At 46.3% G+C, this 15,554-nt stretch carries 16 protein-coding genes; 8 read left to right on the top strand and 8 right to left on the bottom strand.

Annotation, left to right across the window (positions count from 1 at the left end):
• Positions 1–116: 116 nt before the first annotated feature.
• Positions 117–893, bottom strand: coding sequence for an FKBP-type peptidyl-prolyl cis-trans isomerase (gene fkpA / locus JC606_RS09930; protein WP_061033636.1), 777 nt, complete (start codon positions 891–893; stop codon positions 117–119).
• A gap of 131 nt (positions 894–1,024) precedes the next feature.
• Between fkpA and JC606_RS09925 the strand changes: the two genes are divergently transcribed.
• On the top strand, positions 1,025–2,002 hold the full coding sequence (locus JC606_RS09925) for a WD40 repeat domain-containing protein (RefSeq protein ID WP_198778514.1): 978 nt from the start codon (positions 1,025–1,027) through the stop codon (positions 2,000–2,002).
• A 5-nt stretch (positions 2,003–2,007) separates the two neighbouring features.
• A complete protein-coding gene (locus JC606_RS09920) occupies positions 2,008–2,235 on the top strand; it encodes a SlyX family protein (RefSeq protein ID WP_004737187.1) in 228 nt (75 codons plus the stop codon).
• Between the two features lie 115 nt (positions 2,236–2,350).
• On the opposite strand, the gene JC606_RS09915 is transcribed toward JC606_RS09920, so the two are convergent.
• The 5 genes from JC606_RS09915 to kefG all read right to left on the bottom strand — a co-directional run bounded on the left by JC606_RS09915 (position 2,351) and on the right by kefG (position 6,905).
• Complete coding sequence (locus JC606_RS09915; protein ID WP_198778513.1) at positions 2,351–3,316, bottom strand: isoaspartyl peptidase/L-asparaginase family protein; 966 nt, start codon at positions 3,314–3,316, stop codon at positions 2,351–2,353.
• A 187-nt stretch (positions 3,317–3,503) separates the two neighbouring features.
• Positions 3,504–4,094, bottom strand: coding sequence for a peptidylprolyl isomerase (gene slyD / locus JC606_RS09910; protein ID WP_198778512.1), 591 nt, complete (start codon positions 4,092–4,094; stop codon positions 3,504–3,506).
• Positions 4,095–4,188: 94 nt separating this feature from the next.
• The gene (locus JC606_RS09905) at positions 4,189–4,389 is read right to left on the bottom strand and encodes a YheV family putative zinc ribbon protein (RefSeq protein ID WP_004737184.1); all 201 of its coding nucleotides are present in this window, start codon (positions 4,387–4,389) and stop codon (positions 4,189–4,191) included.
• A 148-nt stretch (positions 4,390–4,537) separates the two neighbouring features.
• Positions 4,538–6,334 (bottom strand): glutathione-regulated potassium-efflux system protein KefB, encoded by a 1,797-nt coding sequence (gene kefB / locus JC606_RS09900; protein WP_198778511.1) that lies wholly within the window; start codon positions 6,332–6,334, stop codon positions 4,538–4,540.
• Positions 6,321–6,905: a glutathione-regulated potassium-efflux system ancillary protein KefG gene (gene kefG, locus JC606_RS09895; protein ID WP_137406892.1), complete on the bottom strand. Its 585-nt coding sequence runs from the start codon at positions 6,903–6,905 to the stop codon at positions 6,321–6,323. The genes kefB and kefG overlap by 14 nt, the downstream gene beginning before the upstream one ends.
• A 171-nt stretch (positions 6,906–7,076) precedes the next feature.
• Here kefG and JC606_RS09890 point away from each other — a divergent pair, with 171 nt between their 5' ends.
• The 6 genes from JC606_RS09890 to crp all read left to right on the top strand — a co-directional run bounded on the left by JC606_RS09890 (position 7,077) and on the right by crp (position 12,878).
• Positions 7,077–8,999 (top strand): ABC transporter ATP-binding protein, encoded by a 1,923-nt coding sequence (locus tag JC606_RS09890; protein WP_137406893.1) that lies wholly within the window; start codon positions 7,077–7,079, stop codon positions 8,997–8,999.
• Positions 8,996–9,466 carry a TIGR02444 family protein gene (locus tag JC606_RS09885; RefSeq protein ID WP_137406894.1) on the top strand — a complete coding sequence of 157 codons (471 nt, stop codon included), beginning with the start codon at positions 8,996–8,998 and terminating at the stop codon, positions 9,464–9,466. The genes JC606_RS09890 and JC606_RS09885 overlap by 4 nt, the downstream gene beginning before the upstream one ends.
• A 269-nt stretch (positions 9,467–9,735) precedes the next feature.
• Positions 9,736–10,716, top strand: a complete 981-nt coding sequence (locus JC606_RS09880) for a hydrolase (protein WP_198778510.1) — start codon at positions 9,736–9,738, stop codon at positions 10,714–10,716.
• Between the two features lie 129 nt (positions 10,717–10,845).
• Positions 10,846–11,058: a YheU family protein gene (locus JC606_RS09875; RefSeq protein ID WP_004737179.1), complete on the top strand. Its 213-nt coding sequence runs from the start codon at positions 10,846–10,848 to the stop codon at positions 11,056–11,058.
• 77 nt (positions 11,059–11,135) lie between these two features.
• Entirely contained in the window at positions 11,136–12,005 is an 870-nt protein-coding gene (locus tag JC606_RS09870) for a phosphoribulokinase (protein ID WP_004737178.1), read from the top strand.
• Between the two features lie 240 nt (positions 12,006–12,245).
• Positions 12,246–12,878: a cAMP-activated global transcriptional regulator CRP gene (gene crp, locus JC606_RS09865; RefSeq protein WP_004410522.1), complete on the top strand. Its 633-nt coding sequence runs from the start codon at positions 12,246–12,248 to the stop codon at positions 12,876–12,878.
• Between the two features lie 182 nt (positions 12,879–13,060).
• Here the strand turns inward: crp and JC606_RS09860 are convergent, their stop codons facing one another.
• Together JC606_RS09860 and astD are read right to left on the bottom strand one after the other, a co-directional pair.
• On the bottom strand, positions 13,061–13,852 hold the full coding sequence (locus JC606_RS09860; protein WP_102425082.1) for a DUF1338 domain-containing protein: 792 nt from the start codon (positions 13,850–13,852) through the stop codon (positions 13,061–13,063).
• A 215-nt stretch (positions 13,853–14,067) separates the two neighbouring features.
• Positions 14,068–15,525 (bottom strand): succinylglutamate-semialdehyde dehydrogenase, encoded by a 1,458-nt coding sequence (gene astD / locus JC606_RS09855; RefSeq protein ID WP_102425083.1) that lies wholly within the window; start codon positions 15,523–15,525, stop codon positions 14,068–14,070.
• Between the last annotated feature and the right edge of the window lie 29 nt (positions 15,526–15,554).

Here is a 15,554-nt window from a genome sequence, read left to right as displayed (position 1 = left end):
TACTACCGTTTTTGTTTTTAGTTCCCGCTAATCCGCGATGAACCAAAAAAAAGCCTAACATGAAGTTAGGCTTTTTAGTCAATCAGCGCTTTTTACAGCGGGATTTCTTTCAGCGATTACTGAGCAGCAGGTGCTTCAGCATTATCAATGCTAAGTAGTTCAACTTCGAATACTAGCGTTGAGTTAGCTGGGATAGTCGGTGTATCTTGCTCACCGTATGCTAGCTCTGGCGGGATTACGAATTTGTACTTAGAACCAACTTGCATTAGTTGTACGCCTTCAGTCCAACCTGGGATTACGCGGTTTAGTGGGAATGTTGCTGGTTCGCCACGGTCGTAAGAGCTGTCGAACTGAGTACCGTCAGTTAATGTACCTTTGTAGTGTACTTGAACGGTATCTGTGTCTTTTGGAGAAGCGCCTTCACCTTGTGTCATTACTTGGTAAAGTAGACCTGATTCAGTTTGCTTAACGCCTTCAGTTTTTGCGAACTCAGCACGGAAGTCGTCACCTGCTTTCTTAGTTTCAGCTGATTTCTCTGCCGCTTGTGCTTGCATAGTTTCAGCAACACGCTTGTCTAGAGCTTCAAGCGCTGCACGAGTTTCTTCTTCGTTAAGTGCAGTTTTCTCTGCGAATACGTCTTCAATACCTTGAAGAACCATGTCTTTGTCTAGGTTAATGCCTAGCTCGCTTGGCTTATCAATGCTTGTGCTCAGGTAGTTAGCGAAAGATACGCCGATTGCGTATGCCGCTTTGTCATCTTCGGTTTTAAAGTTTACTGCTTCTACTTTAACTTCTTCTACTTGAGGTGCTTCTGCCTTTGGTTCTTCTTTCTGACAACCAACTGCTAGCATAACCGTTGCGGCAAGCAGTGATACTTTTAAAACTGATTTCATTGAATTCTCCAATTAATGGCCAAGCCATTGGTTATTGTGCACAAATCTAATGATTAGATTGGTGTGAATACGTTAGTTATAACAATATACTAGTCATATGTCTTTCGACACAAACCGGATTATTAGAAGTGATGCAAATATTTTTCCATTCCTTGCTATGTGCAATTGTCATCACCTTGTTAAATGGATGCTTTTTCTTTCAAGACGATGAGCAGCGTTGGGAAATTGAGCCCAGCGGCGCCACCAGCTTTGCTTTAAGCAGAGATGGACGCTTCGCCCTGCTCTACTCTCAACAGAAACAATTGCTGCTTTGGGACCTTGCCGGAAACAAAGAGTTAGCCCAACTTGGCCCTCAAGATCAGTCCGAAAACCAAGTGTCGCGTATTCGAATCTCTGACAATGGCCGCTTTGCCATTACTGCCAGCCAAATGAACTTTGCCGTTTGGGACCTATCCTGGACCCAAGCTGAAGGACTATGGTCTATCTCTGACGGCTTGATTCGCGATGTTGATATCTCTAGCAATGGTGAAAAAGTACTGCTCGGTTTATCGAATGGTAAAGCCATCTATGTGGACTTAGTCACCGGACGCCGTCTGGAGTTCCTTGCTCATAGAGAAAAAGTTAATTCCGTCGCCCTTTCTTCGAACGGTCGCTATGCGCTTTCTGGTGGTAACGACTACAAAGCCTACCTGTGGGACACCGAAACTGGCTTAGTATTGCGCACCTTTGAACACGAACAAAGAGTCGTACGTGTTGCCCTACAACGTGACGGTAATTTAGCTTTTACCTCTGATGGTGGTAATCAAGCGATGATTTGGGATCTTGAAACGGGCGAACCTCAAGCCCAGCTGCAGAGTTGGTCTCGACAACTGATATTCTCGAGCGCCCGCTTTTCTGATGATGGCAGCATGTTGGTGACAGGCACTCCATCAAGCCAAGTGAGCGTGTGGAATACTCAGGATGGCAAACGACTTTCACGACACGATGCAGAGCCATTAAAAGATACTCGCCCTCCTCGTGCGGTAGTGTATGATGCAGCCTTTGATGATAAGAACCGTGTAATATCGGGCACCTCTGCGGGCATCGCCCAAGCTTGGAATGTGGATTAAGAACGATGACAGAAAAGCGAGTTGAACAGTTAGAAAGCCGCGTGAATGACTTAGAATGTCAGCTAGCTTTCCAAGAACAGACCATTGAAGAACTCAATGAAGCGCTTAGCCAACAACAGATGTTGATCACTAAGATGCAAGACCAAATGAAATATGTAGTGGGTAAAGTGAAGAACATTGATGGTTCGAACTTAGCTGACGCATCTGAAGAGACGCCACCACCACATTACTAATGTACGTTGCCAATGAGCTGAGGCTTGTTGGTCTGGTTGAAAAACAAAAGGCGACAGAGAATATCTGTCGCCTTTTGCGTATTTGATTGGGAACTTGAGTTACACCGAAGCTTAGCTAGTCATCGGCATAAATCTTAACTTCCACTCGACCTTCTGTATCGACACTAGCACGGTACATGCCGGAACTGTTCATGCCGAAGTGAATGTCACCTTGGTCATCAATCGCAATCAAACCACCTTCACCGCCCATGGTTTTCAGTTTACCTTGGATGATATGTTCACATGCGGTATGAACGTCTTCTTTAAGATAACGCATGCGCGCAGCTACATCACTGGCAACCATTTTTCTTAAGAAGAGCTCACCCATGCCTGTGGTAGAAACCGCAACATTACCATTCTCAGCAATTGTGCCCGCACCAATGATTGGCGAATCACCGACTCGGCCGTACTTCTTGTTTGTCACACCACCAGTACTGGTCGCTGCTGCCAAGTTGCCCGATTGGTCTAATGCCACAGCGCCAACCGTGCCGTACTTTTTGTCGTCTGGATATTTCTCAGCTTGCTGCTCATCGTATTTCGCTTCAGACAGAGCAAATATGCCTTTTTCTTTCATCGATTGAAGCTGTTCGTAACGACGCTCAGTGAAGAAGTAGTCTTGCTCAGTAAATGTATAGTCGTGTTCAAAGGCAAACTTCTCCGCCCCTTCTCCAATCAACAGTACATGGTCGCTTTTCAGCATTACATCGCGAGCTAATTCGATCGGGTTCTGAATGTGGCGAACACCAGCAATGGCACCCGCATCCATTTCACGACCGTGCATCACCGACGCATCCATTTCCACAAACTCATCATGCGTAAGAACGGAGCCCTTACCCGCATTGAAGTGTGGGCTGTCTTCCATCACCTTTACCGATGCCACAACAGCATCCAAAGCATCACCGCCAGATTGCAGTACTTGGTAACCCGCCAATACTGACTTTTCTAACGCCTCAGTAATGCCCGCTTTTAGCTCATCACTCATTTGCTCTCGCAAAATGGTTCCAGCACCACCGTGAATGGCAATTGAAAAAGGTTGCGACATCTAAACTCTCCACTGACGTATTCTTGTTATGTGTTGCTATCAATATCATATCCAAAGCTCGATGTCTGATAGCAACAACAAATCTTTCGCTAGCGGTCATGCTCACGCCAGAAAGCACAACCCCAATACGAAAAAAGCCTCCACAAGGGAGGCTTTCATATTCTTGAACTAATCCGTTAGGTCGGTATTAGTGAGAACCACAGCTACCGCCGCCGCAGCAGCCGTCTTTTTTCTCTTCACCGTGGTCGTGGCCTTCGCCACCACAGCAACCACCTTCGTGGTCATGGTCGTGACCGTGGCTGCCACAGCCACCAGCTTGGTGTACGTGACCGTGTTGAACTTCTTCTTCAGTCGCTTCACGAACCGCTACTACTTCAACGTCAAACGTTAGAGTTTGGCCAGCTAGCATGTGGTTACCATCAACAACAACTTCGTCGCCGTCTACTTCAGTTACTTCTACTGGAATTGGACCTTGGTCTGTATCCGCTAGGAAGCGCATGCCAACTTCGATTTGTTCAACACCTTGGAATACGTCAGCAGAAACACGTTGTACTAGAGCATCGTTGTGCTCGCCGTAAGCGTCTTCTGGAGTAACAGTTGCAGAGAACTTGTCGCCAGCTACTTTGCCTTCAAGCTCTTTTTCAAGACCTGTAATTAGGTTGTTATGACCGTGAAGGTAATCTAGTGGAGCTTCTGCAGTTGATTGGTCAACTACTACGCCATCTTCAAGTTTCACTTGATATGCAACACTAACTACTACGTTCTTTTCAATTTTCATGAGAGCTCCAAGGAGGTTTGGACTAAGCTCCAACAGTTGAGCTTAGGAAAAATTCTGTACCCGGATATTATGGGGATCAATTATCGAAACTCAATCACTCAGGCTTAAAAATACCGATCATTTCTTGATTCGCGTGTTCAGATTTCTCTACAGTTTTCGGTTTGCGTTGCTCTGAGAAGTCGCAATCGACACATTCCACTAACTCAATATTGTTCTCAATCCACCAGCGAAGCGTGTCTTGAGTATTGCAGCTTGGGCAGCTTGCCCCTGCGATAAAGCGTTTTTTCTGTTTCACGTTAATATCCTTTACTACTCTGGATTCGCGGTTCTCTATGCTTGATGTGAAAGCGAATAGGACCACGTTTATTATTAGGTATCTCTGGGCAATGGCTTTTGGCTCAAAGCATTCATTACAAGCTCGAACCATTCACTCTAAGCTGAAGCTATTGCCAATAGTTTCGAGATTGGTGGTCATTCTCCATCTCATGTCCAAAGATCTCTTCAAGCTCTTTACGAGCCTCTTTCGCTCTTTGGGCTAACTCTGCGTCTTCATTATGCTGAGGCAGTAACTCTTTCAGCATACCATTATCCAACTTCCTAAAATGTGCTTCTGCTCGCTTCGCTTTGTATGGATGCATGCCAAGTTCAGTCAGAGTTTGACGGCCAAGGTCTAGTGCGCCTAGGAAGGTTTCACGCGAGTAGTTGTTTACCCCGTGATTAAGCAATTGGTAGGCTTCAACACGGCTTCGCGCACGCGCCAAGATTTTAAGACGTGGGAAGTGCTGCTTACACAAATCGACGGTTTTCATGATTTCATCAGGAGAGTCTGTACACAACACTATCGCTTCCGCTTTATCCGCCCCCGCAGCGCGTAACAGCTCTAAGTGAGTGGAATCACCGTAAAATACCTTGTAGCCAAACTTTCTCAGGATGTGGATTTGGCTAGCGTCACTTTCCAAGATCGTAATACGGATCTTATTGGCGTACATCAGACGTCCAATGATCTGACCAAAACGACCGAAGCCGGCAATAATCACTCGAGGGCTACGATCAACCACATCCGAGGACATCGCATTCTCGCTAATTTGATTCAATTGGCGAGCAAAGAACTTATCTTGGAGCTTAAGCATTAATGGCGTGGTCACCATTGAGAGACTCACCACAACTAGCAAGAACGACACTTGTTCACCACTCAAGATGCCTTGTGCACTTGCCGCTGTGAAGATAACGAAAGCGAATTCACCACCTTGGCTAAGAATCATTGCCATGCGACTACGTGCTTTGGCTTGAGTACCAAAAATTCGAGCAAGGGCGTACAGAACCAAACCTTTTAGTACGACTAGCGCTAGAACAGCGATCAATATTGCAAATGGGCTTTCGGCCAACAATCCCAAGTTAACGGCCATACCCACTGAGATGAAGAACAGACCAAGCAACAACCCTTTGAACGGGTCAATCGCGATTTCCAGCTCATGTCGGTATTCACTCTCCGCCAGAAGCACACCAGCTAGGAAAGTACCCAATGCCATCGACAAGCCGATCTGTTGCATGATAACGGCAATACCAATCACCAATAGCAGAGCCGCAACGGTGAACAACTCACGTACACCACTCATTACCACATAGCGGAAAAGAGGCCTCAACAAGAAGTGACCGCCCACCAGCAAACCAACCACGCCACCTAGCATCCACAGCATGTCTGCCCAGCTTCCGCCGGTGTTACCAGCAAGCAGAGGCAGCATAGCCAACATTGGTATTACGGCAATATCTTGGAAAAGCAAAACCGCAAAGCCAGATTGCCCAGCTTCTTTCCCCCCAAGCTCTCGCTCTTCAATAACCCTTAAAGCGATAGCAGTCGAGGACAAGGCCAAACCCATACCTATTACTAGGCTCGTTTGCCACGTTAAACCGAACATGCAGGCGATGGCAGTAATAATCAGAGTGGTGATCAGCACCTGCGCGCCACCGAGCCCGAGAATAGGCGCTCGCATCTGCCACAATTTTTTAGGGTTAAGCTCTAAACCAATCAGGAAGAGCAGCAGCACCACCCCGAATTCGGAAAAGTGTAGAATCGCTTCTACGTCACTAATTAAACCAAGCCCCCATGGGCCAATTGCCACACCCGCCAGCAAGTAGCCCAAAACTGAGCCTAAACCTGCGCGCTGTGCGATAGGAACAGCAACCACCGCGGCAGCTAAAAATATAACGCTACTTTGCAAAAATTCATTAGTCAGAGCCATCGTTCGCTCCTATATCTTGTAGCGGGTCTCGCAACCAGTTTCGATACGCTTCTGCATGTTGATACCGTGTCATATCTGTGACATTTCGTGCCCAGTGTAAAACCAATGGTGGTATCCAATTCATCTGACACAAAGCAGCTGTGAGTTCGAAAGGTTGTAAAATCTCTTGTAATGGATATTTATTATAGCCTGCTGCTCCAAACGCCTCTTCTTTACCACCCGTAGTGATAACACTGCGCCAGTGTTTACCTTTCAGTGCACTTTGCTCACCAAACGCAAAGCCTTTACCCAAGACTCGGTCAAACCACTCTTTTAACAGTGAAGGACAGGAATACATAAACAGAGGGTGTTGGAACACAATCACATCATATTCAAGGAGCAGAGAATGCTCGTAAGGCACATCGATAAAGAAATCAGGATAGATGGCATAGAGGTCGTGAATTTTAACGTGCTCGAGCGACTCTATTTTCTTAACCATCATCTGATTGGCAATAGAGGTTTCTGGCTCTGGGTGCGCGTAGATAACCAATACTTTGGGCACTACTTTGTCTGTCGAGGGAGTATTACTCATTCCTTTGAAGCTTTCCTTTTAAGGCTAAACGGTGGCAAGGCCACAAGAATTTAAGCAAAAGTTATTAATATGTTATTGGCATCATAACGCAAATTGCATTGTGATCGACTTTTATCTGGTTTAAGCCTACTATGCAGGCGTCTGTTCATCTCTAATTTCAATGCTATTTCTATGATTACTTTCTCTGATATTCAATTGCTACGCGGCGGTAAGCCCCTCCTCGACCAAGCATCTGCGACTCTTCACCCTGGCGACAAGATTGGCTTGGTGGGTAAAAACGGCTGTGGTAAATCGACGCTGTTCGCTTTAATTAAAGACGAACTATCGATTGATGCTGGCTCATTCAGCAAACCTGCTCACTGGGAAATGGCGTGGGTTGCTCAAGAAACCCCAGCATTAGAAAGAACAGCAATTGAATACGTGATTGATGGTGACCGTGAATATCGTGGCCTTGAAGGTCAGCTGCAAAAAGCGGAAGTAGCCGACAACGGCACACTCGTCGCAGAGATTCACGGCAAGATAGAAACCATTGGTGGTTACAGTATTAAGGCTCGCGCAGCCGAATTGCTAGACGGCCTAGGCTTTAGCCAAGAACAAATGACGTGGAACCTGACCCAATTCTCAGGTGGTTGGCGTATGCGTTTGAACCTAGCGCAAGCCCTACTGTGCCGCAGTGACTTACTGCTGCTCGATGAGCCAACCAACCACTTGGACTTAGATGCGGTAATGTGGCTAGAGCGTTGGCTACAAAGCTACCCTGGCACACTGATTCTTATCTCGCACGATAGAGACTTCTTAGACCCTATCGTCAACCGCATCGTGCACGTAGAAAACCAAAAGTTAAATGAGTACACAGGTAACTACTCATCGTTTGAGAATCAACGAGCGCAAAAACTGATTCTGCAACAGGCGATGTACCAGAAGCAGCAAAAGCAGATGGCTCACATGCAGAGCTACATCGACCGTTTCCGTTATAAAGCTTCAAAGGCTCGCCAAGCGCAAAGCCGTATTAAAGCGCTAGAGAAAATGGAACAAGTACTGCCAGCTCAGTTTGATAACCCATTCAGCTTTGAGTTCAGAGAACCAGACGCACTACCAAACCCAATCATGATGATGGATGAGGTCTCTGCAGGCTACGATGACAAATTAATCCTAGAGAAGATTCGCCTTAACCTTGTTCCGGGTAGCCGTATCGGTCTACTGGGTCGTAACGGCGCAGGTAAATCGACACTTATTAAGCTGCTTTCTGGCGAACTGAAACAGCAAGGTGGCGAGCTGAGCTACTCACAAGGCGTTAAGATTGGTTACTTCGCACAGCATCAACTAGAAACGCTGCACCCAGAAGAGACACCACTGCAACACATGATGCAGATTGCGCCTAAACACACCGAACAGCAGCTGCGTGATTATCTAGGTAGCTTTGGCTTCCAAGGCGAGAAAGCACTGGATAAAGTGACTCCTTTCTCAGGTGGCGAGAAAGCACGTTTAGTATTGGCGCTGCTGGTATGGCAAAAACCGAACCTGTTGCTACTCGATGAACCAACTAACCACTTGGATCTCGACATGCGTCAGGCTCTGACATTTGCTCTACAGACGTTTGAAGGCGCGATGGTTATCGTATCGCACGACCGTTACCTACTTCGTGCAACTACCGATGACCTGTACCTTGTGCACGACCGCCAAGTTGCGCCGTTTGACGGTGACCTGAACGATTACTACAAGTGGCTAACCGAACAGCAAAAAGTGGAACGCAAAGAAGCACAAGCGCAGGCTCCAGCGAAAGATGGTGCCAACAGTGCTGCTGCGAAAAAAGAGCAAAAGCGTAAAGAAGCGGAGTTCCGTAAGTTAACCGCACCAATCCGTAAAAAGCTGACTCAATTTGAAAAGCAGATGGATAAACTGACGCTTGCTCTTGAAGAAGCCGAGCAACAATTATCCGACACTTCACTGTATGAAGCTGAAAATAAGGCTAAACTGAATGAAGTACTCGCCCTACAAGCGAGCAGTAAGTCACAACTTGAAGAAGTTGAAATGGATTGGATGTCCACTCAAGAAGAGCTTGAGCAGATGGAACAGGATATGGATAACTTATGAGCCCAAAGCACGCCCCAATATCACTAACACTGGAACGACTATGGCAATTTAGCCTTCAGTATTACAGTGTGCGCGGTGTTAAAGATGCGTGCTTAACTTTGCAAAACCAGTTCCACGGCAACGTCAATCTACTGCTGCTCCTCAAATGGCTCGATGAGCAGCAAGTGTCTTTTGCAGAAGAAGAGTGGCACAAAGTACAGCAGTGCTTAAGCCGCTCCGAAACCCTACTTCATAGTTATCGAGAGTTACGTAAACACCTTAAAGAGCATGTTGTCGACTCTCTATACCGTGAAGCCTTACAGTTTGAACTGCAACTTGAGAAGCAGCAGCAATCCGATCTTGTCGACTGTATCAACTCATTGCAACTGTTCACTAATCAACAAGCGCCGTTGGCTCTGCAATATTGTCGTCTACTCGGGGCAGAAAATCTCTATGACGCATTTTCTGAACCCGCCCCTCAGCCTTAACTCGTTTTCTTTCTCTTTTGAGTTGTTCCGGTACAAGCTTACTCTCGTATTGATATTTCGCTGCACCTAGCAAAACGAGTGCTCATAGCAAGCAGAGGCTAGCTCGTACAAGTTTGATAATATTCAATCAGTTACTCACAACATGTTTTACATTGAGTCTCAGTGAAAGGCTTGCGCTTGCACCGAGAATCAACCAAGCTCAAATAAAAACGTGGGCGCATCGCAATACTTAATACTTTTCAAAGCCCATAAAAAGCACGGACTGTTTTATGACCATATTTACCGCAGCGGCTGGTTTATCTAACCCACACTTACAAACTTTAGTGCCAAGGTTTATCAGAAAGCAGGCGTTGTTCCATCCTACATGGCAAACCTTAGAAACGCCTGATGGTGATTTCCTAGACCTTGCTTGGAGTGAATCACCAGATAACGATGAACTGACGAGCAACAAACCTATCTTTATTCTGTTTCACGGATTAGAGGGCAGTTTTGAGAGCCCTTATGCCAACGGGCTGATGAATGCGTTTGCCAAGGATGGTTGGTTGTCGGTGATGATGCATTTTAGAGGCTGTAGCGGTAAACCGAACCGCTTGGCACGTGCCTACCATTCTGGCGAAGTCGAAGATGCTCGCTTTTTCCTAAGACACCTGCACGCACAGTTTCCCAACAACCCTAAGGTGGCGGTCGGCATCTCTTTAGGCGGAAACATGCTAGCAAATTATCTGGCTGAGTATGCAGGCGATCCCCTGCTATCAGCAGCAACCATAGTGTCAGCCCCTTTTGATCTAGCTTGTTGCGCGAGTCGCATTGAGAAAGGCTTCTCTAAGCTCTACAAGAAGTACCTGCTCAGCTCTCTCAAATCAAACGCCCTAAAAAAGATTAACCTGCTGCAAGAGAAGCTCGACATCACCGCTGAGACAATCAAGAGGATTGATAAGTTGTATGAGTTTGATGAACGAATCACCGCGCCTCTGCATGGATTCAAGAACGCTCAAGACTATTACGCACAGTGCTCGGCTCTTCCTAAGCTCAATAAGATAAAGCTACCAACTCAGATCATCCACGCTAAAGACGATCCTTTTATGACCGATGATGTGATTCCTAAGTTCGTTCTGCCGGATAACATCGATTATCGCTTGTTCCAGAAAGGGGGTCATGTTGGGTTCATTACTGGTAGTACACTAAAACCAAGGTTTTGGTTAGAAGAAGCGCTACCAGCCTATTATGAAAGTATCCAAGGTTCAGCATAACGACGAAGCCTTGCTAAATATAAACGCGAAACCTTGGTAAGATAGCGCAGTCCCTAATTGGGGTTGCACTATAAACATCACTAGACACACTCATCAACATATCAATGAACATAAAAGAGAGAAGTATTTATGATCATCCCATGGAAAGACATCGAGCCTGATACGCTGGAAAACCTCATCAAGGAATTCGTACTGCGTGAGGGTACAGACTACGGCGACGTGGAGATCTCTCTACAAAACAAGATTGACCAAGTGAAACATCAATTAGCTTCTGGTGAGGCCAATATCGTGTTTTCCGAACTGCACGAAACCGTTGATATCCAGCTCACAAAACGCTTCTAAGCTGCGCTTAACACAGAGCCGTGTTATAGTGGAAAACGATTGCTAACAAGTAAGTTACTCATAAGACAAGGGTTGTCATGTCCGCTAAACATCCAATTATTGCGGTGACGGGTTCTTCAGGAGCCGGCACCACCACTACCTCAGAAGCCTTCCGAAAAATGTTCAATATGATGGACGTGAAGGCTGCTTGGGTTGAAGGGGATAGTTTTCACCGCTTCACTCGACCAGAAATGGACGTCGAGATCCGCAAGGCACGTGAGCAAGGTAAGCACATCAGCTACTTCGGCCCACAAGCCAACGACTTCGCAGCATTAGAAGAGTTTTTCCGTAAGTACGGTAATGAAGGTACTGGTAAAGTACGTAGTTACCTACATACGTTCGATGAAGCTGTGCCTTATAATCAAATGCCTGGCACCTTCACGCCATGGCAAGATATCCCTGAAAATTCAGACGTGATGTTTTACGAAGGTCTACACGGCGGTGTGGTTGATGGCGACATTAATGTCTCTCAACACGTCGACCTGCTGATTGGCATGGTTCCTATCGTAAACCTAGAGTGGATTCAAAAGTTCGTTCGTGACACACGCGATCGTGGCCACTCACGCGAAGCAGTAATGGACTCCATTGTTCGTTCAATGGATGATTACCTTAACTATATTACCCCGCAATTTTCGCGTACTCATATCAACTTTCAGCGTGTCCCAACCGTAGATACATCAAACCCACTTAACGCCAAAGGGATTCCAAGTTTAGATGAAAGCTTCGTTGTTATACGTTTGCGCGGCATCAAAAACGTCGATTTCCCGTATCTTTTGGCCATGATTGATGGCTCATTCATGTCTCGTCATAACACACTAGTGGTGCCAGGTGGTAAGATGAGCTTTGCTATGGAGCTCATTGTGAGGCCAATCCTACAACAACTCATCGAAACTGGGAAAATAGGTTAACAAAACGACATTCTGGCTGATTACTTTTCATACCGTGATCATGTGCACAATTTTGCGTAAAAAATCGTAGCTTGGTCACGATTAAAATCAAGAAATAGTACCTGAAAAAGGATACTATTCTTAAACGAAACACAAGATAGCTTGCAGCGCTCATCGAGTGCTCTTATCCTAAGAAGTCAATTCAGGCTTAGCTAAAATACGGAAAGCGGCAAGCATACCCTGCAGAGGAAGTGAGATATTATGGTTCTAGGTAAACCTCAAACCGATCCAACATTAGAGTGGTTCCTTTCACACTGTCATATTCATAAGTACCCTTCAAAAAGTACTTTGATCCATGCTGGTGAAAAGGCAGAGACCTTGTACTACATCGTTAAAGGTTCTGTGGCAGTTCTTATTAAAGACGAAGAAGGTAAGGAAATGATTCTTTCTTACCTAAACCAAGGCGACTTCATCGGTGAGCTAGGCTTGTTCGAAGAAGACCAAGAGCGTACAGCTTGGGTTCGTGCTAAATCTCCTTGTGAAGTAGCTGAAATTTCTTTCAAGAAGTTCCGTCAACTTATCCAAGTGAACCCAGACATCCTAATGCGTCTTTCAGCGCAAATGGCAAGCCGTCTACAAGTAACTAGCCAAAAGGTTGGTGACTTAGCGTTCCTTGACGTAACAGGTCGTATCGCTCAAACGCTACTAAACCTAGCGAAACAGCCAGATGCAATGACTCACCCTGACGGCATGCAAATCAAGATCACTCGTCAAGAGATTGGCCAAATCGTTGGTTGTTCTCGTGAGACAGTAGGTCGTATCTTGAAGATGCTAGAAGAGCAGAACCTAATTTCTGCACACGGTAAGACTATCGTGGTATACGGCACTCGTTAATTTCGATTAACTGAGTCAAAAATATGAAAGCCACCAAATGCGAATTTGGTGGCTTTTTCTTTATTGAGAGAAGATACGAGATACGAGATACGAATGGAACACATGAGGCTCTCGCCTTGTAAACATTCTCGAAGCGAAGCGTACCCGAGTTTCTAGGGCAAAAACCGTAATCGTATCTTTCTTTAACCGTTGGTGCTTTCGAAGATCTTGTCCGCCGATGCAGCAACAAAACCGGTATAAAGCTCACCATTGGCCATTGGATAGCGCTTAGCGAACTCATAGAAGCCACCAGGAATCATCTCATTGCCTTCAACAAATGCCACTGGCACTTTGTCTGCCATTGTTGATGATTGCTCTAATAACACCTCTGGAGAGCCTTTTACCTCACCACCAGATGCGTTAATCGTAAAGCTAGCATCACTCAGGTAGTCATTCACTGCTTGTACTTCATCGAACTTGTTCAGTTGATTGACACTAACCGTGAAGTGGTTAGCACCGTAACCGTGAGCGGCTAACCAAGAGGCGTATTCGCTCTCCTTCGCTAACAGTTGGAAATCAGCGAAGCTCAAATCCCAAAGGCGGCCACCAAATAGGAATTCGTGTCCCTCTAACTTACTTGCATCAACCTGCTCAACCAATTTGGCAACGATCTGCTGTAATTCACCAGAACACTCTTCTACCTTCAACTCACTAATGAACACTTTCGGTTGTTTTGGGTCTGGGTGTTCGTAGTGTTTAGCCACTAGCTTCTTGCTTTCAAACAAGTAATCGCCACATGCTTTGTAACCTAGCTCAAGGAAAGGTTTGGCTAATGTTTCAATACCTAGAGGGGCAACATTAAAAGTACGCAATGCAATGTGATCATTGATCAGCGCTTCATCTTCTTTTAGCAAGTGATGTACTTTCTCTGCCGACGGGCAAAGTCTGTGAATGTAATCGTCCCATAGTGATTTAAAGAGTAGATCGGGCGTCATGGTGACTCCTTGTCAGAGGTTCTAGCAAGCTAGTGATTTGGATTAGAAAGGGAGAGACTGAGACACAAAGTCAGCAGCCATCAGCCTGTGACATACTTGTTCTATTATTATCTACCGCCCAATCTTGACGCTGAGCGTGGTTAAAATAAGGAAGCGATACGCTGCTTCCTTATTTCATAACTAATGAATGAGCTTTCGCTCAATATCAATCTAAACTACAGCTCGATACCTGGGCTAAACGTAGCTGGCAGTTGAGTTTCACCACCTTCCATTGAAGCCATTGGGTAAGCACAGTAATCTGCCGCATAGTAAGCACTTGGGCGTAAGTTGCCAGAAGCACCCGGACCACCAAATGGTGCATCACCACTTGCGCCTGTGAGTTGGCGGTTGCGGTTAACAATACCCGCACGGATATGGTCAACGAAGTATTCCCACTCAGAATCGTCTGTCGATACTAAACCTGCTGACAAACCAAAGCGTGTGTCGTTAGCTAATTCAACCGCTTGCTCTAGCGACTGATAACGAACCACTTGTAGCAATGGGCCGAAGTACTCTTCATCTGGCAGGTCAGCAATGTTGGTTGCATCGATAATGCCCGGAGAAACAAACGCCGCTTCGCCTGCTTTTGCCTCTACTAGGCTGACACCCCCCAGAGACTGCAGGTTAGCTTGTGCGTCTAGAATAAACTTAGCGGCAGCTTCAGAGATTTGAGGCCCCATGAAAGGTGCAGGTTCAGCAAATGGCTGATCAACACGAATCTTTTGCGTCGCTGCGACCAGTTTGTCGAGTAGCAGATCGCCCTTCTCGCCAACAGGAACATACAGGCGACGAGCACATGTACAACGTTGACCAGCACTGATGAACGCTGATTGGATAATGGTGTATACCGTTGCGTCTGCGTCACCGTATTGGTCACTGATCACCATAGGGTTATTACCACCCATCTCTAGTGCCAGCATCTTGCCCGGTTGACCCGCGAATTGACGGTGCAGGATATGACCCGTATTAGCACTACCTGTAAATAGTACGCCATCAAGACCTTTAGCATCAGCCAGTGCGATGCCGGTCTCTTTAGCACCTTGCACTAGGTTGATTACGCCAGCAGGAAGACCCGCTTCTTGCCATAGCTTCATTGCGAACTCACCTGTCCAAGGCGTCTGCTCTGAAGGTTTGAATACCACTGTATTTCCCGATAGCAATGCAGGAACAATATGACCATTTGGTAGGTGACCTGGGAAGTTGTAAGGGCCAAATACCGCCATCACGCCCAATGGACGGTGACGAAGTACAATTTGGTTACCAGCCGCTTCACGTGATGCTTCACCGGTACGCTCGTGATAAGCACGAATAGAGATAGCGATCTTGCCCGCCATTGCGCCCGCTTCAGTGCGAGTTTCCCAAATAGGTTTACCCGTCTCTTTTGCGATAATTTGCGCGATCTCTTCGCTGTTCTCTTTTACTTTTTCTGCGAACTTCAACACGATCGCTTCACGCTCAGCAAAGCTCAGTTTTTTCCAAACTAGGAACGCTTCGCGAGCCGCTGCCACTGCAGATTCAACCTGTGCCGGTGTTGCGCTATCACCCTGCCACACTACTTCATTGTTGTATGGGCTTACTGATGTCATGGCATCACCTTGACCCGCTACCCATTGTCCTGCTATCCACTGAGTCATACTTCTATCCTTAAAATCTTCGACAGATA

The sequence above is a fragment of the Vibrio sp. IB15 genome, assembly GCF_016406055.1.
GTDB lineage: Bacteria > Pseudomonadota > Gammaproteobacteria > Enterobacterales > Vibrionaceae > Vibrio > Vibrio chagasii.
The sequence above is the reverse complement of the archived record's forward strand: the minus strand, read 5'-3'. Positions and strand labels throughout refer to the sequence as shown.

What these genes read in the sequence shown, in the direction of transcription:
- fkpA (WP_061033636.1), bottom strand. Translation starts at nt 893, where the DNA reads ATGAAATCAGTTTTAAAAGTATCACTGCTTGCCGCAACGGTTATGCTA.
- JC606_RS09925 (WP_198778514.1), top strand. Translation starts at nt 1,025, where the DNA reads ATGCAAATATTTTTCCATTCCTTGCTATGTGCAATTGTCATCACCTTG.
- JC606_RS09920 (WP_004737187.1), top strand. Translation starts at nt 2,008, where the DNA reads ATGACAGAAAAGCGAGTTGAACAGTTAGAAAGCCGCGTGAATGACTTA.
- JC606_RS09915 (WP_198778513.1), bottom strand. Translation starts at nt 3,316, where the DNA reads ATGTCGCAACCTTTTTCAATTGCCATTCACGGTGGTGCTGGAACCATT.
- slyD (WP_198778512.1), bottom strand. Translation starts at nt 4,094, where the DNA reads ATGAAAATTGAAAAGAACGTAGTAGTTAGTGTTGCATATCAAGTGAAA.
- kefB (WP_198778511.1), bottom strand. Translation starts at nt 6,334, where the DNA reads ATGGCTCTGACTAATGAATTTTTGCAAAGTAGCGTTATATTTTTAGCT.
- kefG (WP_137406892.1), bottom strand. Translation starts at nt 6,905, where the DNA reads ATGAGTAATACTCCCTCGACAGACAAAGTAGTGCCCAAAGTATTGGTT.
- JC606_RS09890 (WP_137406893.1), top strand. Translation starts at nt 7,077, where the DNA reads ATGATTACTTTCTCTGATATTCAATTGCTACGCGGCGGTAAGCCCCTC.
- JC606_RS09885 (WP_137406894.1), top strand. Translation starts at nt 8,996, where the DNA reads ATGAGCCCAAAGCACGCCCCAATATCACTAACACTGGAACGACTATGG.
- JC606_RS09880 (WP_198778510.1), top strand. Translation starts at nt 9,736, where the DNA reads ATGACCATATTTACCGCAGCGGCTGGTTTATCTAACCCACACTTACAA.
- JC606_RS09875 (WP_004737179.1), top strand. Translation starts at nt 10,846, where the DNA reads ATGATCATCCCATGGAAAGACATCGAGCCTGATACGCTGGAAAACCTC.
- JC606_RS09870 (WP_004737178.1), top strand. Translation starts at nt 11,136, where the DNA reads ATGTCCGCTAAACATCCAATTATTGCGGTGACGGGTTCTTCAGGAGCC.
- crp (WP_004410522.1), top strand. Translation starts at nt 12,246, where the DNA reads ATGGTTCTAGGTAAACCTCAAACCGATCCAACATTAGAGTGGTTCCTT.
- JC606_RS09860 (WP_102425082.1), bottom strand. Translation starts at nt 13,852, where the DNA reads ATGACGCCCGATCTACTCTTTAAATCACTATGGGACGATTACATTCAC.
- astD (WP_102425083.1), bottom strand. Translation starts at nt 15,525, where the DNA reads ATGACTCAGTGGATAGCAGGACAATGGGTAGCGGGTCAAGGTGATGCC.